Below are 22,371 nucleotides of genomic sequence, written 5' to 3' on the forward strand. Positions count from 1 at the left end.
CCTTGAGCGCTTCTTGCTTTGCTTTCATCTCAGCTTTCTTTGCCTCACGATCTGCCTTGAGCGCTTCTTGCTTTGCTTTCATCTCGGCTTTCTTAGCCTCTCGATTTGCTGCAGACGGTTTTGCAGTTGTTGTCTGTTCAGAAGGAGCTGTACTTGTTGTGGCATCTTGTGCAAACACAGGAGCACCAGTCATAAGAAAAGTGGAAACGAGGGATGATGCTATGAGTTGTTTAAATGTCATAGAATTGTATAATCTTACATAAAAAAAGTGTACATTACGATACTCGACCTTGTATCGGTAAGTATAGCAATATAAAACGAGATTCAACTGTGGATATATTGACAGGTATTAAAAAAGGTGCTTAACTGGCGTTTGTGAAAGATACTTCAAGCACCAGCGACCGTCAGCGGCTTGTGAAGGAACTTCTTCAAGCGTACCTTAACAATGGCGATGTACCAAATGCAGAATTGTGTGCACAGCATTGGCTTCAAAGAGAACTGAATACTGAAGAATACAGCCACCTTGCCCTTGCGCTAGCACATCACAAATCATCTTCAGCATCAGATCCAAAGAGTTTTTCTGACGCATGCGAACTTGCAGTAAAGCAGGATTTGCCGACAGAAACATGCGACATAATCGCAAGGTATATCATGAAGAATGTGCCTGCGGGATATATGACGCTTACGGGCGTATTAACTCTTTCTCTTTCTATTACTCTGCGCGAAGAACTTGTCCAGATGATCGCTAAAGCATCCGATGACATAGATATGCACTATTTCTCTGCCTTGGCGGTTGCCCAAAGAGAGGAATTAGTATGCTTCATTCTTGATCATCCAAAGATGTCTCTTGCCCGCGCTGTTGAAATTGCATGCCCGGGGATGACTTCTCGGACACTGCGTAGGCTCTTTAATCAGTGTTTGATGCATAATCTAAGTTTTGCGCTTGTAGTTGCGGATATGCTGCAGCAGAAAGTCCTCTGGGAGCTTTTGCTGTCGCAGTGCATTCAGTTGGGCTTGTTTAAGCTAGTATTTGAAGTTATTGAGAGACTTGATACTCCTACGCTTCGCGAGGATCAATTTGAAATGTGCTTTGATAGTGCTCTCGAGGAGGGACTGAACCAAGAATGCATTTTAGCTGCTCAGAGACTGCCGGCATATCGTGGCAAAATCCAAAGACACCTTCTTGCTGAACGCCAATACAGCGCTGCTTATTCAGTTGCATCAATCGACAAGCAACCAAAGATATTCGACGCTATCATTCTGGATTACACGAAAAATGCAACCGTTACTCTTCCCGATGTTGATTTTCTCCTTGAATGTGTGGAGCATGCAGGTAAAGCAGGGAGGAATGCACTTGTTGAGTTTGCATTTGAGAAGCACCCGACGCTAGCGCTTCTTGAGGGTCTTGCTCAAAGAGGAGTGAAACTACCGCAAGACAAGCTTGACCAGCGCCTTGCTTTGCAACGAGATGAGCTTGATGGAGATGCTATTTGCGCACTTGTTCGGCTTGGCGCAGAGAAGGGAATTGATAGTATCTTTGCACGCGTTGCAGTGCATGCTCATGGAATCAAGGATATTACCACCTCATTCGCAATTCTTGAGCGTTTTTCTGGTCTGGCATCATCACACGATTCGGGAATCGAGGAGGCGCGAAAGAAACTCTGGACACGATGCCTTGAGACAAACGACGTAGATATAATCATGACGTGTGCAAGGCTCACGGGCGAAGTTGCTTCACTTCCCGAACTTGCGAAGCTCAAGGAACGAGTTGAGCTTAAAGGCGAGAAAATCCAACTCGCGCCAATTGTGCATTAACCTATCTTTCGACACCCATCCGGGTGTCATTTTTTATATTCCTTTTCTGTAGATCGAATGATCGCCGATACTCAGAAGTAAAACAGATTCATCTTTGAGGAATTGAAACACAATTCTATTTTTGCAATCTAGTGAGAATGCCCACAGTGGATCAACACTTAATTTATGTGTCTTTAATGATGGATGAAATGGAGCAATGCGAAAGAGCTCAATCTTTTTCCATACGTTTCTCTGAAAAGGGGAGAGGTATTTTTTAAATGATCTTTTAAAACGGGGAGAGAAATAGATATCCATATCTAGCTATTTCAAAAGATCATTGAGTGAAGTGAGTTTTTTTATCTTCTTATTTTTTATATCACTACTCGCTTCCTGTGAGATTTTTTTAAGAAAGCCTTCATCGTAGTGTGCATTATCGTTGCTTTCCAAATTGAGATCCCTTCGCAAGAGATCCCTGATATACTCACTGATATTATTATATCCCTTTTTACTAACCGCATTTTGGAGGCGGGAGGTAATAGCCTTATTAAGTACAATATTCATCGTTTTCATAGTATTGAAATTATGTATCCTTTCAATACATATTTTATACTATACGATTTTTGTGTCAACATAAGTATGGGTTGACATGGGTAGTGTGACTGTTGACAAAAACAGTGTTTTGTGGTATAATCTGCGCGACATTGAGAGCCCTCTATTTATATTACTTTTCTCATATGATGAAAGAACCAAGCGGCGATCCGGGATTTCCCAACCATCTTGCAACATTCTATGTGCGACAGAATACGCCGCACATGCTTGAGTGCGGCTTGAAGGTGGAAAATGATATGGCATACCTTCTTGAGAGGATTGATTGTCGTGTAGATGAGCTCATATCCGGGTCACGGCAGCCTACTATACCCGGACAAGTGGATCTTATGGAAGTGGAGTCTCCTTTTAGCGGCTGCATTTATAGGATAACGCTTTACTACATTCAGGATACCTGGGTCATAGACACCGCCGGCCTCGGAGGGCGCTACATGCATTTTTTTCAAAAACTTTCGAAGATCAATAAGACAGCTACAAACGCGTCGTATGAAGATCTTTTGAAAAGAACGTTCGAATCACAATCGGAATATTCACGCTTTTTTTCGCGGCTCAGTGAATTGCACCCCATGATCGGCATCATGAATATGTTTTTTTTGGATTATGCCAAAAAATACAAACGAGAGTGTTTATCCTGGTACGAGCCAGCTATCAAGCATGCACAAGCGATACTTCTGACACTGCAAAGTATTGAGGAGACTGTACAGGAGCGCTCGACACATCCTTTGACAAAGGAGTTCGTTGCTGACATGCGTAAGGAGATCGAGCTGATTCTTGTCGACTCCATGAATATGGCGTTTGTTCAGGCGCATAACCAGGACACGGTTCCTCACGCCACTCTCCATACAATCGATGATATCTCCTCTTCACCGGAGAGTGGATATAAGCATGACGGCGTACTCACATCACATTTTCAGTTTGAAGTAAAAGATGCGGCACAGCGGAGGCGGCATCTCGAAAAGATGAGGTTGTTTTATCAAAAATTTCAGGATCATTTTTCGTGGCTGCACATATCTGGCATTGGCGGCGCATATGCGGCAACAGAAAAGCTTGCAGAAAAAGGCGTTATTGCCATGCCGTTTTATTTCAAGGGCTCGGATATTACAAAATTTCTTCGTTTTTTGGAAACGTATTTCAAGGCGGTACGCCATGCACTTGATGGAAAATCTCAGAGGATGCCGTCTGAGGGAAACTATGATATTCGATTTCGCAACGGCATGGACATGCTCTTTCGAGGAGTAGAGAATACGAAGATTGATAAGGAAATCAAAGGCGCTCAGGCTCGCATCTCATTTAAGTATGAAGGCGTGAAGATACGATTTGACCGCGATCAGGAGCGCAAGAGACTCATGCTTGATTTTGGCGAAGCGGATTTTGATGATACGCTTGCCATGGTTGATATGCTCCTTACCGGAAGTCAGCATGATCCACATAATAACCCTTCGCTTATGGATACACGCCTTCAGCGCCTCATTGAATATCGTGATCCTGCGCGCAAGGCGGAAATCAAGGAGATCCATATGCGATCAAAAATCGCGCTTATTGCTTCTGCAGTCATGAGTCTTACTATGGCATCGTTTCCCCATAGGCGTGAATATTTTGCGTCATACCATAGTTCGGACCACATTTCAAAAAAAGAATATTTTGAGAATTTTCCAGCAATTGCGGAAGATTTGGAAAAAATTTTTCTGGGTAAGAAAGAGTAGTGCTCTGTCAAGAGCTACATGCCCTTTTCTTTTTGAATATATCGGCTAGAGTAGTGGTATGTCCTTTCAAGTATCTATGCCCGATATGCAATCTATCGTCATTGATGTCCATAGGGATTATCAGCAGGGGAATGCAACTGACCGTACGGCATGCATCGAGCGCGTTGGTAAAGCCTTCTATGAGGGAGTGGGTTTTGTGCAGATTTCAAGCCCTCTCTCGCCGGCACTCTATGCGCGTCTCTACGCTGTTCTCGACACACTTTTCACATTGAATGATGAAGAGCTTATGCGCTACTACAGTTCGGAACATGTGCTGAAGCGCGGATACGGACCGTTGTATTGTGAGACAGCTGCGGGATCGAGTGTGCCGGATATCAAGCGGCTCTATGATATCGATTCCGCCATGCATCGCGGTGAGCCGGAGGCTGAGCGTTTCTGGGTTTCTGACGAATACGTACCCGGCTTTCGAGCAACTATCCTGGAATACCGCAACTCGGTAAATGACGATGCCAATGCCATTCTTGAAATGGCGGCGATCTATGCCGGATTGCCTCATGGTACCTATACCCAACACCGCCGTACAGATAGCTTGTTCACGCGCCTCATCGACTATCCCGCCCTTAACACGCTATCAGATATTCCCCAAGGAGCTGTGCGGAATCGCGAGCACACCGATATGGCAGCCATTGCCTTGGTGAGCTCCGCAAGCGCTGAAGGTCTCAAAGCGTATGATGCGTCGCGCGGGAAGTGGGTTGCAATCCAGATGACCCCCAATATCATTACGGCCAATGCCGGAGAAACACTCCAGTACATGAGTCGGGGAAAGATTCATGCAACGCGGCATGGCGTAGACAACGATCCTGATCTTGACAAAGGGAGGAGGGTTGCTGTCAACTTCGCGTGGTTCGATCCTGCTGCCGAGCTTGTGATGACCGTGCAAGAATATTTCGACATGCGCACAGGTGCGTTGCGCGGACAAGGCTGATTCCACCACCATTCCTTCGAGTTTCGACTCGAAGGTTTTTTTAAAAAAATCCTTCAAGGCGAGGGATGTGTTGTGGATCGCTCTCCATGTGATTACAAAAAGAAAGTCAAGGAGGCGTTAGAGCAACATTTGACACGGCATGCAAATGTCGTTACGTTAGAACAGCGATCTTTACAATTATGCATACACTTGCTGACATTCTAGACAATCAAAAGCAAATCCTTGGAAACATGAAACGCGCATTGGTGGAAAATCATTCTTTCATATCTAATTTTCCGGCATTTGTACTTCAACCCATACTAGTTGTGCCGGATGCAATCATTGATCTCTATTTCGAGCAGGCCTACCTTGGATGTCACGTTGCAGCAGGGCGTCTGCCGTGCTTGGTGCCCGTAAGAGCATCGCTCAAGCATGAGCATAGAGGAAATTCGATTTCACTCGACTTCAATGAGCTTGAAATGAATTACCATATGGCGCACCGTTGCCGCATCATGGAAGCTAATCTTGTTCAGTATGCTGTTGAATACGAATCTTTGCGCATTGCCTTCGCTGAGTTTGCTCAAGCTCTGTTTTCTGCAGGGTATGTGAAGTATCTCTCGCGCCATCCTATTGAATACGAACTCGATAGCATAACCTGGTCCAACGTGTACCTAGGTTACGAGTCCCTTCTGTGGAGGGCAGGCGATCTTGCAGAATGCATGGAAGATTGCATCTTGAATATTCCCAACAAGTCAATCGTCATACAGGCAACACACCTTCTTGAGCGTCTGATGCCGTATCGCAATGCGCTGAATGTGCTCGAACACCAAACACTTGGCAGAAAGCATGGGGGATATGCAATCGCGCAGAACGGCACATTGCACCTGAGAGTCCCTCAGGGTTGTTATGGCACGCGGATATTCGCAGATTTTTCTGATGATCTTTCTACACTTCACCCCTCCATTCAGTCGCTTCAAAGTATCGGAGGATGTTGTGCAATGGAGTGGAAAGAACACTATGTGTTTGCAATACCCATTGAAGGAGTAGTGAGTGAAATACAGCGCGCAATCAATGCCGACGAAGAGATGAAGCGTCTTACCGAAGAAATGGATCATTCGCACTGGTCATTGGATGGGGCATGTGTTTTGCAATCCCGTGCCAATCCGGTTGTTTCCCGTGTGGTACGCGAGGTGCTCCCATCTATTATGGACCAGAGAATTGTCGGATTCCATTTTGATTTTGAACTCAATGAATTCCATCATGTGACGGCAATCAAGTGGAGTCCTGTGATGCGCGCATCAACCTGGGAGTTCAGCAAGTCAGAGTATGTACGCGAGTGCATACACAGAACATTTGACTACGTAGTCATAGAAACATCAGTACATTCCTAACCCTGCCTTTCGCGGGGTTTTTCATTATACTAAGATCTTTTTGATGAGTTTGAATTCGCACTGAGCAGCTTGACTGTGAGTGGTATTTTTATTATAGTATATGCATGAATATTCAAGAAATCTCAGGACAGGAAATACAAGATTCCCTGATTAGAAAGATGTCCGCAGATGAACGGTTCGCATTTGGCATTCGCTTGTGGTATTTAGGTCGAGAGCTGAATTTTGAAAAGACATTTTATGGATCAAATGGATCCACGACAATTATTGATCGATATCACAGAAATTCTTGATGGTTTGAGTATACCATACCTTATAACTGGAGGCATGGCGGTTTTTGTGTGGGGAAGGCCGCGTTTTACTGCGGATATTGATATTGTAGTTGAACTTGATTCTCAAAAAGGAGAGCTTCTTGAAGCATCGTTGCGCAGACTCTCAGAGAAAGGATATATTGACTCTTCAATGATTGATGAGGCAATCTTGCATCATGGTGAATTTAATTTTATTGACGGTACGACGGGAATGAAAGTGGATTTTTGGGTTTTAAAAAATGATGCTTTTGATAAAGAGCGCTTAAGGCGGAAAATACCGAAGGCTATTCTTGGTAAAGAGGTATATTTTACAGCACCAGAAGATCTCATACTTATTAAAGCATTATGGAGTAAAGAATCTGAATCAACACGACAACAAGAAGACATCGCCTCAATATTTGCTATTTCCGGAGGCATTTTGGATAAGAAGTATATTTTGAGATGGAGTAAAAAGCTTGATATCGAAAGTGTTATTCAACCTTTTTTGACAAAGAAAATAAAAAAACCCGCATAGTTTGAGCGGGTCGAAGGGACATTTCAAATACTTATGAAGGAATGAAATCCGCCACCTAAAGAGTGGCCATTCCGATTGGGGGAGCGCTCCGGTTCGCAGTATGCCTGCCATTTGCTGCATGCATCGGCTGCGCGTTTTGCATTATTTCTGTGCGAAAACAAAAAGAGTGTTTCAATAGCCGATCGCTGCCGTCTCCATAAATGTTTTCGCGTATGCGAGGGAATATCGTGCAGCCATTGCGACATTGACTGATACGAAAAAACATCATGGTCGAAATAGCGCCGATCCCCTTGTTCTAGGAGTTCATTCTGGATACTTCTCAAAGCTTCAAGAACTACAATAGTTGATTCGCTGAATGGCAATCGTAATGCAAGTAGAAGCCGAAGTGGCATGAATGTGCCGGCTACTTCACATTCAAGAAGTGCAAGCATGGCGTTCTTTTTCCGAATTGCCGCAGAGTTCCCGTCATTTGCCAACTTAATAAGCGGCTGCGCAAAGTCGATCATCCCTCGTTTTAGTGCGCCATATCTGCGGTTACTACCATCCCCATCGTCGAGTTGAGAGAGGTGTTCTGTTGCTCGTCCGAGGTTATCTTCAATTTCAGCACATGAAAGCTTGGAGCGGTGTTTATGTGTGCATTCGCCAAGCGCATCGCGCAAGTGGCGCAGACCTGCGATAAGGTCAACAGTCTGCTGTGTCACCAAGTAGAGTTCTTTTTCCGAGAGTTTATATCCCCTTGTCATAACGTTGATTGCCACATGAGAACTGCATCCAAATGTCGAATGTACGAAACATAAATAGGATAGTACCAGAGTCTGTCAGAGAAGTACATGGCCTTGACTGAAATATGGTCCTATGGTAAATAAAATGCATGAGTCTTGACTCTATCCGTTCATTCTTAGATAACAATCGCATTGGACTTCTTCTCAGAACATTCGCAACCAAGGAAAGCGATGTTATGCGCCGCGTTGAACTTATGCGCAACACGCTTGAAAACGTTGAGACGATTCGCAAAGATGAGAGTCGTATTTTTTCTCGAGTGGATATTCTCATCTATGCAGATAAGCGTTATCCCGACACTGACTGCGGACATACGTATTCTGCAATGGTTGAAGCATTTGGCGATCATGAGTATGTACACATCGAAGAGGTTCCTTTCGGAGATATTTTCTGCGGACTTGGTAATTATGGGTTTGCACTGCAACTGCAGAGCGGCATGACACATACCATGACCATGTCCCCTGAAGTATACTCATACGTCCGCCTCGATACGCTTGATGCTATGATCGATAAGCTCGCTTTAGGCGCCCGGGCCGTCGGTGTTGCGCTTAACGAACTTGAAGAAAGCGTGCTTGCCGGGCGGCTTTCCGGAACATTCATGATTTGGGATCTCCTATCCCTCATGACGGTCGGCGGGCTCGACTTGCGCGCAGCACGTCCACGAGATGATCGAGAAGCACATTACATGCGTGGATGGCATCAAGATAAAGGAGACGTGTACTACCACCTTGCGGGCGTAGAAGAAATGATTCCTCTTGCACGCATGGTCGAATACTTCGGTCCCTGCCTTGCTGCGGTCCTTCCCCAGGGAGATGGCAGGCAGCGGTATCAAGTTCCCGATAGGGAAAGACAGCCAGAGCTATGGGAACGCCATGTGAAAAAAATGGGAACCAAGTTTGAGCGCCAATCAGCTCTTCTTGCTTCGATCGGCTACGATACTTCGTGGCTCAAAGGCGGACTGATGCAGACACAGACACAGCTCCTCCTCGACCCGGTATAACGGGTCTTTTTTTGTATAAAAAAATCCCACCTCAGTAAGGGGTGGGGTAGGTGAGTAATCAACAGATCGGTAGAGCCGATGTCCGCAATCGCCCATGGACGATGACCATGCTTTTGACGCAGTTCACGAATTGTATTCGTGGATCATGCGCGGGCATGAGGTCGCTGTTCGTGAGGACGTAGTCGATCATGCAGATGAAGTCCTCAAACGTCATGCGATACGATCCAACATGTATTTGAACGTTGCCATGTGGGATTGTTTCCTGGTCGTCGATGCGATCAGGGAGTGGTAGATCTTCTTGTCCCTGCAGTCGCCGAGGGAGATAATGGGATGACTCATTCCAAACAAAGTCTCCATCTTGATCGACGATAACAACAGGAAGTTCTCTGGTATATGTGTGCCTACCGAGTGCATCAAGCATTGGCGACGCATACGGTACAAATGGGGTATTGTATCCTGGGACAACATGCATTGATCGGATATGTCGCACAAGCAATAAGCGCGGATCATCCGGAAGAAGATGACTTTGCATGAGTAATCTATAGGCAAAGAGCATCACATCCGACATCTCAAGTTCCGACTGCGATTCATCATTATTGATTATGACAATGTTTCGCATTAAGCCAAGCGCGAAGGTTTTAACCGCTAATCCTGGTTGACTTCCACGACAAAGTACAAGTGACATAAATACCAGTATTGCATAGAGAACAGCTCCTGTCAATGGTACTTTTCGTTATATTTATAACGTTTTCGGCAAAAACACTCTTGACAAAAAGGGTGTTTTGTGCTATAATCGCGCACATAATCGCATATTTGATTAACGTTAACCTACACCATTATGGGTTCATTAGAATTCTTTCGAAAAACAATAGAAGCAGGAGTTGTCGCTTCGAGCGTTCTGTTGTCTGGAGGGCCGGCTACTGCATCCGAATCAGAAAAAAATATTCAGGATATTCCGGCGCTTGTGACATTTGTTAGGAATGAAAAAGATCGTTCTCAAGAACAAACCGTTTTTTATCCAGACAGTCCGCGTGATATCCAACGAGGTAAGCGCCTTGCAGGTATTTTGCAAAAATTTGATGTTGAAATCGGTAAGCTCTATGGCATGCGAAGAGCAGCTGAGAATAATTCACTCCTGTATGCGCGCAGAGAGGAAGTTTCGCGCATTCCATCTTCAGGCGAGCTTCGCAGTGTTTGGAAAAAGGCGTGGCATGCTTTTCAAGGCGTTATGCCAAATCTTCCAAAAACATATTCTGACGCTTCATTTTTTAAAACACTTATAACTGATGTTCCTCGAGAGCTTGCTTTCTCATGGTTGATGTCAGAACAGCAGATGGTTACGTATGGCGACTCAAATGCGCCCGAAGCATTTGAGATGCGCAGCAACGTCTATCCAATTATAAAAAAAGAACAGCTTCAAAGGAATATTTTTGGCGTACCTGTCAGAACACCGGTTTTATATCTTGGCAAGCCGCTGCATGAAAGCACGAAGCGTACCGGAGAAATGGCGAGTATGCGGTTTGGTTCCATATTTGTTTCACATCAGGCAGATGAAATGACTCGTTTGGTGTGGCACAAGGCAGCATCATTCATAGAGCAAACACTTGATGGCGTAGTTGGCGAGCCACGTTCATTGCCCCCAGACAGTAACATGCGCAATGATTTGATATGCATGCTTGTTCTGAAAGATCTTTTTTCTCGGAGTACCGAACCTGTGGAAAATGATATTGATCAATCGCATGTTTCCCATGAATTGGGCCATTTCGTGAATTCAAAAGACAAAGGGTTTAAGGATTCGTTTGTCATCCATAAGCAGGGAGCAACAGGCGACGCGCTCGTTGCTCTGTCAGTGAATGAAAGTACGCACGAAGAAATTGATGCAATACTATCGTCGTTGAGATATTCTTCACAAAAAAATCTTCCCTTGTTTGAGTTTGTGAATTATCTTATTTCAAACCGTGACAGGATGTCATTCTCCCATCATCGCGCTAGCCAGTGGATCCGAAAGTATTTTATCGAAGAAGTGCGGAAGGATCCCACTCGTTATGGTATTATCTATAATCGCACTTCAGTATTTACCAGCGACGAGCAAATATTTGTTGCGCTACCACGTATTATACAAGAAAACCCCAGTGCATTTGATTCAGTATGGGAGTCTCTTTGGACTCTTCATCGGACACAGCTCGATGTCAATTTGCTCACGGGTTTGCCGGAATCATCTGATAATCGGAAAGAAGAAAAACAAGACATGGCATTTCCTCTCGTGCTGGCTGCCGGCATCGGCGCATGCGGTATTGTTGCCGCCCTGCATGCATTGCGCAAAAAAAGTATATCAAAAAAACAATCTGCGCGATCAACGAAATAAGCATGTATGAATAAAGGAGTTGAAAACACTGGTTTTTCTCCATCATTCCAGCCGGATAAAACGGAAGTGCTGAATCGCATTGGTGTAATGATCCGAAAAGGGGATATCAGTACGGTGGCAAAATTGCGGGAACGCCATGATATTTCAGATAGCGATATGAGAATTTCAGCGGTGCAGGATGCCGCTCGCGAAGCGTTGCCTGCATTTTATTTGCGCAATGAAGGGAAGGATTTAATTGAAAAAATAATCGAATTTTTGAATACCGTGCCGTTGATCGGCAGTACTGCACTTGATCCGCGCATACAGGAGATTGCGCAGGATTTGTTCAGTGAGGCATGTAGGCGGCAGACATCGGTCGGTACTATCCAGTTGTTTCAAGATATTTTTCGTATTGATGAAGAGTATGTGACCGGAGAAATTGTCGAGGTTATCATTGACGCTCTTGCCGATTGGAAACATGCGTATGCGACGGAACTGATGACATCGTTTCAAGCGGCAATGAAGTATTTTTCCGATCCCGAACAATCTGCAAAAGTACGCGATATACTGGAAACGATCTTTGATCAGGAATGGGCGGAATATAAATATGAGGATAGTGCGAAACTTTTCGCGGTGTATCGGGATATTCTCGCGCCCCATGATCGGCAAGAGCTCGTCGAGAGGATAGAGCACCATATTCTGACAACAGCCGAACTTATTGCCTATCCCTTATCAAGTGATGTCGTTAAAGATCTTGAGAGATCATTTGTTATGGCTACCGCCTATGGTATTGAAACTACCGGACGAATTGAAAAAAATGTTCGTGACGCAATTGACTCGATACTCGATGAGTATTACGGAGAATCCGACTTCCATGAAATCATACAATCCATTATTAAAGTTGTGGAGCACTACGGACTTCGAGACGCAATGATCAGTTCATTTTCACGGGCTGTCGGCAAGATGCTTATCAATGGTGAGGAAGAATCTGCCAATGAAATCGCTTTCAGGCTTCACCTTACATCCGATGAGCTTAAAGTTGCCGCGGGCGAATACATTGCTTACTTGCCGGAGGATATCGAAAGTGCGCCGGATCATTACGGAGATGAAGATGGCTCTATTGATAATGAAAAAGTGCAAACAGAACTGCGGCGCTATATCAAAAATTTAAATTCGCTTGGCGTGGATAATCTTACTATTGTCGAGCTGTGTTTTGAATATGATTTGCTTCATTATCTCATACCTATGTGCGATGAGCTGGGGCTTTCGCGCGACGAATGGCGTATGACGGCGCGTACGGCGCTCAATAATGCTTTGGCAAAGCCGGATACCGATATGGTTTCAAAACTGCTTCGTTATGATCTTGTCGATGGCGCCATTTCGCTTGAGTCGGACCAGATCGAGTCATGCCCTGTCTGGCTGCGGAAATACATGGGACTCTATGATATCGATACGCTTTCCAAGTTTGTGCGCATAGCGGAGTACGATCGGAAGCTTTATAATGGTATGAGTAGTAGCAATGATCGAGGGCCGTTTCTTACAAAGGATGATCTTGCGATCTGCCATGCGATTCATATATTTCCCGTCGAAGGGCTCTATCTGCTTCGAAGCGGGCATACACTTCCTTCATTGGAAGGATTTCGTGAGAAAGGCGAGCAGTCATATGTATCACTTTTTAAACTTCTGCATAATCATTCAAAAGAAATGCAGGAATGGAATGATACCGTTTCTCAAAATCTGGTGCCGCATCGATTTGAAACTGGCGCACAGCTATTTGGCTACGGCAAAATGTTTTTTTACATCGACCGTAACAATCTTTCACGCCATGATGCACTCTATGCATTTGATAAGATCATCGTGCTTGTGAAGACAGCAGGCTTATCCGCACATGAATTTTTCGGACGTATTTTACGGCAGGTTGCCATGGATGATTCTCACTACGATGAGGGAAGCGCACATCACAAGCTGAATGAAATCGCATCATCATTTAATCCCAACTGCAGTGACATACTCGAACAAGCGCAGCAGTATGCAACTATCCCGCGTCTGGCAGAGCTTGCATCTCAATTCTCGTCGCTGGAGGATGTATTTGTTTCATGGAAGTCGTTGAAAAAGTATGCCGAGCTATGCCATCTTATCGGCCAAACTGCGATTCTGAAAGAGCTGCAGGAGCTGAAATGCCGCGATGGAGAAAGTAAGCTTTATCAATTTGTCGAAACTCTTGCATTTCATCCCACAAGCAATGTATCCATCAAGGACATCATGCTGTTTTGGCGAAAACCCCAAGATTTTTTGAGCAAAGACGACAGCCATGCAGATGAAAGTGTGCATGAGCGAAAGAAACCCTCAAACTACACGGATATTCCCAATCTTGATCTTACTGCCACCGAGCTTCGTGATGCATTGGTAGGAGGAGTTCTTGATCGTTTGCAAGCATTCCCGCCTTTTACTATTGAATATGAACTTGATGATGTCCCCGAAAATTTAAGATCAACTATGATCCGTGCGTTGGGGGCACGAAAAAATCATATTTCAGGGGAAGCGCAATCGCCCAAAGCGCTCTATTATGCACTTTCAGAAGCGGCACGCAGTGAGGGCGTGAATCTTAGCGCCTATCTGAATGATGCTGCGATTTCGTTGAACGATTCATTAGTCGCAAAACTTTCTGCGATTCTCTATGATGAGCGTATTGGTATTACTCGGAGAGTCCGCGAAGCGTATCGGGCGAAGATCAATGCAAAAAGCGACCCACAGGGCGTCTTGGCCGGCAATGATACGGCGTGCTGCATGTCGTTTGATTCCGGAAAGAACGCTGTCTATATGTTCAATCCCATTGACGCAATGTTTACCATACAGCGTCGGCGCTCTGACGGCGTGTGGAGAACGGTTGCGCAGAGTCTTTTGACCAAGGACGCAGATGTTGGCATGCCGGTGCCGGCGGTAATGGATGGTATTGGCCATGGGAAGCATATTTGCGATGTGATCCCGGCACAAGTACTTTCCACGGCACAGCGTTATCTATCTGCGGATAATATCGAAATCGCTCCCAATGTAAAAACCGACACAGACTCACTGTGGACGATTGAAAAAATATACAAGGATTTTTTTGCTGAATATCTTGTTCGTTATGCGCCGGATCTTGGATTGCATGGTATACATATGCCGATCGGCATGGGATATACGGATACCATGACAACATTGCCAAAGCGCTCAAATACTTTTGTTCCGCTCGCGCCTTTGAGTTATTCAGATAAGACCGGCGAAAATGTTTATCTCCTCACACCATCAATAGCTATTCCGGCTTCGCAGAAAAAAATAATTCATGAAGATCGTCCCGCATCACGCATACATATTCCTATCGAAGAGAAAGGGATTGACTACCTAACCTTTCAAGATACTCTTCAAGTAGCTTATCTTGAAGGAAAGATTTATAAAGACAATCAGGAGCTTATAGTGAATCTTCATAATATCGAAAACGCACTTATCGCAAAGGATATTACAAACGAACTTAAGGGACGTCCCAATCTCAGTGTAAAATATACTGATTCATCAGGTCAGACGCGAGGATACGTCCTTGCCTACGAAGGGCGATTAACAGAAAGTGACAAGGATGTTTGGGTGGAAGATCATCGACTCTATCAACAACCAATCGTGTATGTGAGCGATCTCGCATCAGATCGATCAAATCCTTTTGTTGGAGGAAGACTTATCAAGGCGTTTTTTGAACTTTATCAAAAAAATTATCTGGATCAGGGAAACATGATGCCTATCTATTTTGAAGCTCGAGAATCAACAACGCATCAACTACTCTCCAAGCAGATAGAGCGTATCCAGCGGCAGATTAGGATAACATTTTCCATAGAAGAGATCGGTGATTACCAAAAAGGGAAGGATACCATGAAGGCGCTTATTCTGATTCCTCAGCGAGAGTTGCCTCACGCAGCATAGAATTCATTATAACCATAGCATTTTAAGCACAAGCACTCTTGACAGAAAGGGTGTTTTGTGCTATAATGGCGCGCATAAGGAGGGCCTTTGAAATGGCCAAAAAGTTCGACCACGACGTGGTCGGCCGCACGTTCAAGGTGAACGGCGTTCGGTTCCACGTCGAGGCAGTCGTCCCATTCCCCGAGGAGGATATCGGGGCCTCCTGGAAAAGGGGGGTGATGGCAGCCGAAGAGGACACCCTGGTGTGTGCATTCTTCGGGCAGTACCTGATCCCAACGATCCGCGTGCGAGGCGGCGTAGTGAAGTTGGCGTCCGTCACCATCGACGGCAAAACTCTCACCAAGGCACACGAGATCGCGACAGCCCTCGGAGCGGCAGAGAAGTTCGTTCCCTACAAGCTCAAGCGAAAGGATTGAGCGAAACAACCACAGTGGCCCCGTAACAGTTCCGCGCTGCAGGGGCCCTATTTTTTAAATAATTTCATCCTATGCAAACTCCCCAACAAACAACGGAAGCATCATCACAAAACGGCACCCTTACAATTGAGCGCCTTGATGATGTTGTCGCCGATAGTGATGGCTGCCAGTATGCATCCATGAATTTCTATCGGAATCAAGTCGGTCTTAATACGCTCAAGCTCATGCTGCTTTTGAAAAAAATTCCTCAATCGGACCGCCGTAATGGCAGAACAAAGGATGGCGATGCGCTGTCACTCTATCCCATAAGGGATGTGGATCGCCTATTTTTGGAGCATGGTATTTTGCGCCGCGGACAGGATATCGTTCTTGAAAATCCACTTGAGGCGATCATCTTCAAAAAGGTACAGTATGCGTCACGTGATTTTTTCAAACAAACCTTCCATCTTTCCGACGAGATTTTTGATACTCATGTTGCATCCCCTGAGATCGAACATCGCAAGGCCGTCAATACTGAAGGAGATGTAGTTATTATTTATCCCGTGATGAAAGTAGTTAAGGTTCTTACCGAGATCGGTTTTTTCCGCGATGTCGAAAAAGAAGCTCCAGAACCGAAAACGCCCGAAGAAAAAATCCCCGATCTTGAAGCGTATCTCAAAGAACTCGCCGACGGAACTGCGATTGACCAAGAAACATTCGATAAACTTCTTGCCGCATTCGGTCCGTCACGCGTCGTGGATATTATCTTTCGTCTGCGTCCTGCTTTCAAAGACATTGAAGTCGGTGAAGTGGAAAAAATCATTCCACGCTATCTTGGCGACTGTCTTGTGCAACGCAGAGGATTTCGTCCCGATGTGGTGGTGGAAGCGGGAAAGCATTTATCCGACCCTGATAATCAGAAGTGTTTGTATGAAACGCTGCGCTACCGCTGCTTCGAATTATTTCTTGAACGAAGGCGATACGACAAGCAGAGCGATGAAGCGCTATTGGTGAAATCTGCCGTTGATGATTTGGCATGTGCATTGTCAGAAGAAGGCGCTCTGGAGAATGAGTCCGTCAAAGAGATTTGGAATGCCGTCGAGGAATATTATCTAGCGCTTGCAAATCATTTTGAAAAACCGGACCGTCTCGTCGATCATATTTCTCCTGATCGGGCATTTCCCGATATGAGTCAGAGGATCAATATCAAAGATATTATGGAAAATAAGCGCATGCTGATCGCCGACGAAATGAGCGGCGGTAAGAGCGCATCGGCAATTATTGCAAAGGAATATCTCGGAGCAAAGCTTGCAGTCATTTGTGCGCCGTCCAATGTCATAGCGACATGGAGAGAATATTTACTCTCCGATGAAAAGCGTCTCGACGGCTCGCTGAAGGGTTATTTTAAAGAAGGACAAAAGCCCCGTGTTTTTGTTGTTGAGAGTTCTTTGCAGCTTGCTCTGATTGATAGCAACGCGTATGACTATATTCTCATTTCGCATGGGCGCATGGCTCGTCCCGAATACAATGAGTTTCTCGTGAAGTTGCCCTATGACATGGTTATCCTTGACGAATCTCATAAACTCAAAAAAATTTCCAAGGGTGTTCAGTCTCGTGCCGCTTTGCGTTTAATGAACAAACTTCAGGGCGAGAATGAATATGTCGTACTGCTTTCCGGTACGCCGGTACCAAACAAAGTTCGCGATGTGGCGTTTTTACTCAAAGCGCTCTATCCCGAAAAATTCGAACAAGAAAATAACCAGCAACTCATCCAGAGAATCATCAAGGGCGGCGTTATTGAACTTCGTAATCTTCTGATACCGCGCATGCAGATGAAAAAGCTTTCCGAAATTGTGGATATCGCTCCCGTCATCGAACATCCTCCGATCCGCGTACAGATATCTCCGCAAGAACGAGCGATCTACAATCAAGTCTTTCTTGATGACGATCAGTTTACATCGACGGAAAAAATCATCGCCATGCGGCAATTTCTTATGAATCCCGAAATCTTTGAACCTACGCCGGGATTTCCCGCATCCATGGTAGAAGCTCTTGGAATGGAATTGAGAACCGCGCTTGAGAGCCATGATAAGATTCTTGTTTTTACAAATAGTTATGTTGATGGCATTTTGAGAAAAGGCAAATACCAAACGACCATCATTGAACGGCTGGGATTGCCAGCCGATGTTGTGATAGAAGTGATTGATGCGAGTACAAGTCAAAAAGACCGCGAGGATATTCAGCGGCGATTCAATTCTCATCCGGATAAGATAATTATTTTTGCGAGTGGACAAACGACTGATGTTGGTGTTGATTTTTCCGGAGCCGAAGTAGTAGTGACCTACAATCATCCATGGACAAAGTATGAATATTTACAGCAAGTGGGACGCGCTAATCGCTGTACGCGCAAGCATACTCTTCATGTAAAAATGCTACGCTGTCCCGGCACCATCGAAGAAGGCGTATATGCGCATGTCCGCATGAAATACGAGGCAATCGAGCGTCTTCTTAATGGCGTTCCACTTACCGAGGAACAGCGCCGCCTTCTTCATATGGATGCGAAAAATGACGAAGAAGATGATGAATTGAGTGAAGAATTGTCAACGTTCCATTTGGCGCAATGCGGTGAGCTTATGTCTATTCTCAAGCAAATGTATCATATCGGCGAAAAAGGATTTAAGAACATGCTTAAAACACGGGGTGAAGCGTATGCGCGAGGGTATGCGGGCCTATCTAATCGTTGCTACCAGGCAAACATGAATCGCATGGTTGGCACAATCATTGAAAATTCGATAGGCGAGAGGGAACAAAATGTTGCAGATCTTGCCATACTCGATTTGGCATCGGGTCCTGAAATGTTGCGCCGTGTTCTACCCGAAGCGCAGCAAGAAGCAGTTACAAGTCTTGATCTCAATGAGAAGCATTTTGAGAACGCCAAGGGGAAAACCGTTGTCGGCAGCTTTTTGGATACAGGACTTGAAACCCAATCATTTGATTATGTCGCGTGCAGTCTTGCTTTTCACTATACACCGGAATGCAGGGCTTTTCAGACGGAAACAATCGAACTTCTTAAAGAAATCAATCGTCTGGTTAAGATCGGCGGGCGCACTGTTATTACGCTCAACTACAATTATGAACTGAAGGATCCGATACGGTTTCGCGAAATTGTTTCAGCGATGTTTGGATTCGATGTTATCGAGTCGATGACGGGGTGTGCCGAAAATGACGGCGTGTTTGGCGCGCACGTGATCACTTTGGAAAAACGCGAAGATGTGTCGTATGCGCCGATTGACGCGTTTGTCGGTCTTCTCAAGCGCAAAGAGTTTGCAGGTCTTCAAATCAAAAAAAACGATCATTCTCTTGTGGATTCCCGCTGGATTATGGACGAGGTTGTCATTAATGGGCGATCCTATCCGATCGCGCTCAACGCGCTTGATCGACAAACGCGCGAAAAAGAACAAAGTATTATAGATGAAGCTGTCGAACTTTTTGATACCTATTCAGCACTGTATAAAATTCCCGAAGATGTTCTCACGGCAAAAGGCTTTTGCCGCGTGAAGGTAAAAAATCGTTATGTGTTGCTTAAGCAAATCTCAAATGGAGATGATCCGAAATTTATTCTCGTAAAGCCGGAGTTTATCCGGCGGAAACGCAGGTAGGATATGGATCGATTATTTACTAGTCGAGAATTACGGCGTGCATCAGCAAGAGTTGCAAAGCGCGAGGGAACACAAGTATACCCCTCTCTTGATAAAACTGAAGAACAATATACTCATCTTGTCACTCTTGCCCATGAGGCGCGTACGGGGAAATTCGATCAAATCCCTTTTGCAAAAGCTGTAGAAAAATTAAGCGCTCCACTGAAGGTGTTTGAGGCTTCTGAATATGAAGCGCTCGCTCATCGGTTGATTCGAGAGTACTGTTACGGGAAGACATTTCAAGATGCCTATCACGCGCTCTATAACCTCTCGATCATACTTCTTGCTATTCAGGCAAAAACGGCAAGAGCGGCAGTACTTGATGATGGAATAGAAAGTGAAATATCAATGATGTTTATGCAATCTGTATTGCAGAAGTTTTCTCTGATGGCGTTTGTGGCGTATACGGATGAAGAGCGCCAATGGTTTCTTTCTACCGTAAACGTACTGCCCAATGGATTTGTAAGAGAATTGTTTCTCGAAATGGATGATTGGATGATGGATTTCAGAATGCAGCGACCCTTTGCCAAAGATATAAAAAAATATATGGAAGAGCAGCTTGGCATGAGCGATGAAGAAGCTCGTGACTTGCGGCAGGACACCAACAAGCTTGTTACTGAAATGAAGCAGCTTCAGCGCTATCCTATTCAGCAGTCACTCTATGAGGATGAGATGGGTTGTCGTGCTGTGCATTCGTGGGCTGTGCTGGATATGCGGCAGCAGAAAGGCAAAGAAGAACTATCGCCATTTAAGAGAGAGGTTTTGGATCGTAGTCAAGATTTTCTCGCTCAATTTTTTGCAATCTATGACGATACCACTCCTGACAGTGTGTCATCACATGTTGAACGAATGGAATACAAGTATGGAACAGCAATTTCATTTAATGCGAATTTGGCGCTTACGTATATTCTTGCTGCAGATGGGGAGCTGTACTATCAAGTGCATCCGGTTAGAATTCCAATGAGAGAAATTTTTCAGAAATGCGGCATGGAAGCGCAATATGAGTTTTTGCGGTTTCAATTTGTTGCACGGCTGTTTGACCTGATCGTTCCGCGAGAAATCAGCGATCAGACGCCATCACTTAATGGGCTTGCCGAGCGAGTAAAAAAAGCATTACGTGAAAATTCTTCTTTGAAGGTGGGTACGATTGTCCGAAATCTCATAGTTCCGCGCACCATGATCATTCGGAACAAAGAATCTATTCGGAGGGCATTTGAGTGGAAATCTCAGGTTTCAGATGATGATACACCGGAAGAAGCAGAACGAAAACGGCAGTTTTTGGGTCGCATTGGGCATCCGATGCGCTTAAGACTGGGATATAAACCTCATCCAAAGGCAAACGAGTGGGCACGAGAGGATGGATTTTGGCGAGATCTTGAACCCAATGAAACATGGGGCAGGACTATTGACTCACCCGTGTCAGTGGTACATCGGCAGAAGGGACACAAAAAATAATCTATGGATGGACAAAACTACAACCGGGCCGGTCGTCGTAAGCTTGAAAAATTCATTAAGCAGGAATATGGGAATGCGCCGAAACCCAGATCTGAACACACGCCACTATCCCTTGACGACCTCTATCGTCTTGCCAATGAAGCGCATAATGGCAGATTCAACAACATCCCATTTGCGAAAAAAGCGCGTATCCTCCTTGAGCGGACTTATTGCGATGAGTCTGAATATAGCTCATTTGCGCAAAAAATATACCACACCTACCTCCATGGCCGAAAATTCGAAGAATCATGGGTCGCGCTTTATTATCTATCGCTTATCATAGTCCTCATTCGGCGGGGTATGGAAGAAAGGCAGGTGCGAGATGGTACGGCTCAAAAACGAGAACAGGTGAATTTCAGTCCCGCTTACGCGATTGTATCAGAATTCGCAAAAAATGCTTTTGTAAATTATTCGCTCGGTTCACAAAAGACCTATAAAGAGTGGATGAATCAAATTGATATCCTACCATTGCGTGCAATGTTTGAGGATTTGGATCGATTTATGGTCAATTTTCAAGTGAGGGTGCAGTATGCCGAACAAATAAAAAAATACATGCTCGATAAACTGCAGCTGACCAATGAAGATGCCATGGAACTGAAGCAGTCGACTAATGAACTCTTTCAAGAATTGAAACACTCTCAGCGCTATACCATTAAGCAATCTTGTTATCTTGATGAAACAGGCATTGCGCCGATAAGTGGTTGGGCATGTATTGATCCAAAACAAATGCGGAATGCTGAAGCACTTTCAATAGATGAATTGGAAGTTGCAATTCGATCAACTTCCTGTCTTGCCGAATATATTCCATTTCGCGAGGGTGATGGCATGCAATCCGTTTCCGCGTCTCATTTCACCGATGGTCCGCGGGTAGGAACGCGATACTCGTTTGATGCTATTACGAGTTTGGAATGCAAGGTCGGGCATGACGGCGAGCTGTATGTATTCGTATACCCGATCAAGCTGTCGTTACGGGATATCTATAAAAAATGTGGCATGGAGGCACAATATGAATTTATACGCCTTCAATTTATTGCGCGCTTGTTTGATCTTATCGTTCCACGAGAGATAAGCGAGCAGACACCTTCAGTGGAGAACTTGAGCGAAAGCGTTCGTCAAGGAAAGCAGGCGGATCCATCTAAGAAAACGTTAGAGATAATTCGTGACATCATCACGCCGCGCACCCTTATCTTACGCGATAGAGCAAGAGTCGAGCGAGCCTATGATGATGAACTGAATGCGCAAAAGCGGCAATTCTTGGGGAGGGTTGGGCATCCAATGCGCTTGCGAAAGGGATATAAACCACATCCTGATGCTAAAAAGTGGGCCAAAGAGGATGGTTTCTTGCGCGAACTTGAACCGAATGAAACCTGGTGCCGTCCGGTTGATTCGCCCGTGGCAGTGGTACATCGTCAGAAAGGAGGAAAAAAATAAT

General features: G+C 45.0%; 17 protein-coding genes. 12 read left to right on the plus strand and 5 right to left on the minus strand.

Features of this window, described 5'->3' with window-relative positions; all coding sequences use genetic code 11:
• A partial coding sequence (locus tag AAB400_00660; protein ID MEK7648413.1) for a hypothetical protein occupies nt 1-241 on the minus strand: 241 nt, incomplete at its 3' end.
• A gap of 134 nt (nt 242-375) precedes the next feature.
• Here AAB400_00660 and AAB400_00665 point away from each other — a divergent pair.
• Complete coding sequence (locus tag AAB400_00665; protein MEK7648414.1) at nt 376-1,815, plus strand: hypothetical protein; 1,440 nt, start codon at nt 376-378, stop codon at nt 1,813-1,815.
• A 33-nt stretch (nt 1,816-1,848) separates the two neighbouring features.
• On the opposite strand, the gene AAB400_00670 is transcribed toward AAB400_00665, so the two are convergent.
• Nucleotides 1,849-2,109: a type II toxin-antitoxin system mRNA interferase toxin, RelE/StbE family gene (locus AAB400_00670; GenBank protein MEK7648415.1), complete on the minus strand. Its 261-nt coding sequence runs from the start codon at nt 2,107-2,109 to the stop codon at nt 1,849-1,851.
• A gap of 6 nt (nt 2,110-2,115) precedes the next feature.
• Complete coding sequence (locus AAB400_00675; GenBank protein MEK7648416.1) at nt 2,116-2,364, minus strand: hypothetical protein; 249 nt, start codon at nt 2,362-2,364, stop codon at nt 2,116-2,118.
• Nucleotides 2,365-2,528: 164 nt separating this feature from the next.
• Here AAB400_00675 and AAB400_00680 point away from each other — a divergent pair, with 164 nt between their 5' ends.
• The 4 genes from AAB400_00680 to AAB400_00695 all read left to right on the plus strand — a co-directional run bounded on the left by AAB400_00680 (nt 2,529) and on the right by AAB400_00695 (nt 7,280).
• Nucleotides 2,529-4,103 carry a hypothetical protein gene (locus AAB400_00680; protein ID MEK7648417.1) on the plus strand — a complete coding sequence of 525 codons (1,575 nt, stop codon included), beginning with the start codon at nt 2,529-2,531 and terminating at the stop codon, nt 4,101-4,103.
• A gap of 76 nt (nt 4,104-4,179) precedes the next feature.
• Entirely contained in the window at nt 4,180-5,088 is a 909-nt protein-coding gene (locus AAB400_00685) for a 2-oxoglutarate and iron-dependent oxygenase domain-containing protein (GenBank protein ID MEK7648418.1), read from the plus strand.
• A 179-nt stretch (nt 5,089-5,267) separates the two neighbouring features.
• A complete protein-coding gene (locus AAB400_00690; protein ID MEK7648419.1) occupies nt 5,268-6,458 on the plus strand; it encodes a hypothetical protein in 1,191 nt (396 codons plus the stop codon).
• Between the two features lie 237 nt (nt 6,459-6,695).
• Nucleotides 6,696-7,280, plus strand: coding sequence for a hypothetical protein (locus tag AAB400_00695; GenBank protein ID MEK7648420.1), 585 nt, complete (start codon nt 6,696-6,698; stop codon nt 7,278-7,280).
• A gap of 23 nt (nt 7,281-7,303) precedes the next feature.
• On the opposite strand, the gene AAB400_00700 is transcribed toward AAB400_00695, so the two are convergent.
• Nucleotides 7,304-8,038, minus strand: a complete 735-nt coding sequence (locus tag AAB400_00700; GenBank protein ID MEK7648421.1) for a hypothetical protein — start codon at nt 8,036-8,038, stop codon at nt 7,304-7,306.
• Between the two features lie 113 nt (nt 8,039-8,151).
• On the opposite strand from AAB400_00700, the gene AAB400_00705 reads away from it, so the two are divergent.
• The gene (locus tag AAB400_00705; protein MEK7648422.1) at nt 8,152-9,060 is read left to right on the plus strand and encodes a hypothetical protein; all 909 of its coding nucleotides are present in this window, start codon (nt 8,152-8,154) and stop codon (nt 9,058-9,060) included.
• 58 nt (nt 9,061-9,118) lie between these two features.
• On the opposite strand, the gene AAB400_00710 is transcribed toward AAB400_00705, so the two are convergent.
• On the minus strand, nt 9,119-9,745 hold the full coding sequence (locus tag AAB400_00710; protein MEK7648423.1) for a hypothetical protein: 627 nt from the start codon (nt 9,743-9,745) through the stop codon (nt 9,119-9,121).
• A 153-nt stretch (nt 9,746-9,898) separates the two neighbouring features.
• On the opposite strand from AAB400_00710, the gene AAB400_00715 reads away from it, so the two are divergent.
• From AAB400_00715 to AAB400_00740, 6 genes are all read left to right on the plus strand, one after another.
• Nucleotides 9,899-11,425 (plus strand): hypothetical protein, encoded by a 1,527-nt coding sequence (locus AAB400_00715; protein MEK7648424.1) that lies wholly within the window; start codon nt 9,899-9,901, stop codon nt 11,423-11,425.
• Nucleotides 11,426-11,431: 6 nt separating this feature from the next.
• Entirely contained in the window at nt 11,432-15,352 is a 3,921-nt protein-coding gene (locus AAB400_00720; GenBank protein ID MEK7648425.1) for a hypothetical protein, read from the plus strand.
• Between the two features lie 65 nt (nt 15,353-15,417).
• Nucleotides 15,418-15,768: a hypothetical protein gene (locus AAB400_00725; GenBank protein ID MEK7648426.1), complete on the plus strand. Its 351-nt coding sequence runs from the start codon at nt 15,418-15,420 to the stop codon at nt 15,766-15,768.
• A 71-nt stretch (nt 15,769-15,839) separates the two neighbouring features.
• Nucleotides 15,840-19,406, plus strand: a complete 3,567-nt coding sequence (locus AAB400_00730; GenBank protein MEK7648427.1) for a helicase-related protein — start codon at nt 15,840-15,842, stop codon at nt 19,404-19,406.
• Nucleotides 19,407-19,409: 3 nt separating this feature from the next.
• Entirely contained in the window at nt 19,410-20,900 is a 1,491-nt protein-coding gene (locus AAB400_00735) for a hypothetical protein (GenBank protein MEK7648428.1), read from the plus strand.
• Nucleotides 20,901-20,903: 3 nt separating this feature from the next.
• Nucleotides 20,904-22,370 (plus strand): hypothetical protein, encoded by a 1,467-nt coding sequence (locus AAB400_00740; GenBank protein ID MEK7648429.1) that lies wholly within the window; start codon nt 20,904-20,906, stop codon nt 22,368-22,370.
• Nucleotide 22,371: the final 1 nt, after the last annotated feature.

The organism is Patescibacteria group bacterium (genome assembly GCA_038065255.1).
GTDB lineage: Bacteria > Patescibacteriota > Patescibacteriia > JACQRZ01 > JACQRZ01 > JBBTRI01.

Coding starts and splice junctions, on each gene's coding strand:
- AAB400_00735 (MEK7648428.1), top strand. CDS start 19,410: ATGGATCGATTATTTACTAGTCGAGAATTACGGCGTGCATCAGCAAGA.
- AAB400_00680 (MEK7648417.1), top strand. CDS start 2,529: ATGATGAAAGAACCAAGCGGCGATCCGGGATTTCCCAACCATCTTGCA.
- AAB400_00720 (MEK7648425.1), top strand. CDS start 11,432: ATGAATAAAGGAGTTGAAAACACTGGTTTTTCTCCATCATTCCAGCCG.
- AAB400_00730 (MEK7648427.1), top strand. CDS start 15,840: ATGCAAACTCCCCAACAAACAACGGAAGCATCATCACAAAACGGCACC.
- AAB400_00690 (MEK7648419.1), top strand. CDS start 5,268: ATGCATACACTTGCTGACATTCTAGACAATCAAAAGCAAATCCTTGGA.
- AAB400_00705 (MEK7648422.1), top strand. CDS start 8,152: ATGAGTCTTGACTCTATCCGTTCATTCTTAGATAACAATCGCATTGGA.
- AAB400_00675 (MEK7648416.1), bottom strand. CDS start 2,364: ATGAAAACGATGAATATTGTACTTAATAAGGCTATTACCTCCCGCCTC.
- AAB400_00695 (MEK7648420.1), top strand. CDS start 6,696: ATGGATCAAATGGATCCACGACAATTATTGATCGATATCACAGAAATT.
- AAB400_00715 (MEK7648424.1), top strand. CDS start 9,899: ATGGGTTCATTAGAATTCTTTCGAAAAACAATAGAAGCAGGAGTTGTC.
- AAB400_00670 (MEK7648415.1), bottom strand. CDS start 2,109: ATGGATATCTATTTCTCTCCCCGTTTTAAAAGATCATTTAAAAAATAC.
- AAB400_00710 (MEK7648423.1), bottom strand. CDS start 9,745: ATGTCACTTGTACTTTGTCGTGGAAGTCAACCAGGATTAGCGGTTAAA.
- AAB400_00740 (MEK7648429.1), top strand. CDS start 20,904: ATGGATGGACAAAACTACAACCGGGCCGGTCGTCGTAAGCTTGAAAAA.
- AAB400_00725 (MEK7648426.1), top strand. CDS start 15,418: ATGGCGCGCATAAGGAGGGCCTTTGAAATGGCCAAAAAGTTCGACCAC.
- AAB400_00685 (MEK7648418.1), top strand. CDS start 4,180: ATGCCCGATATGCAATCTATCGTCATTGATGTCCATAGGGATTATCAG.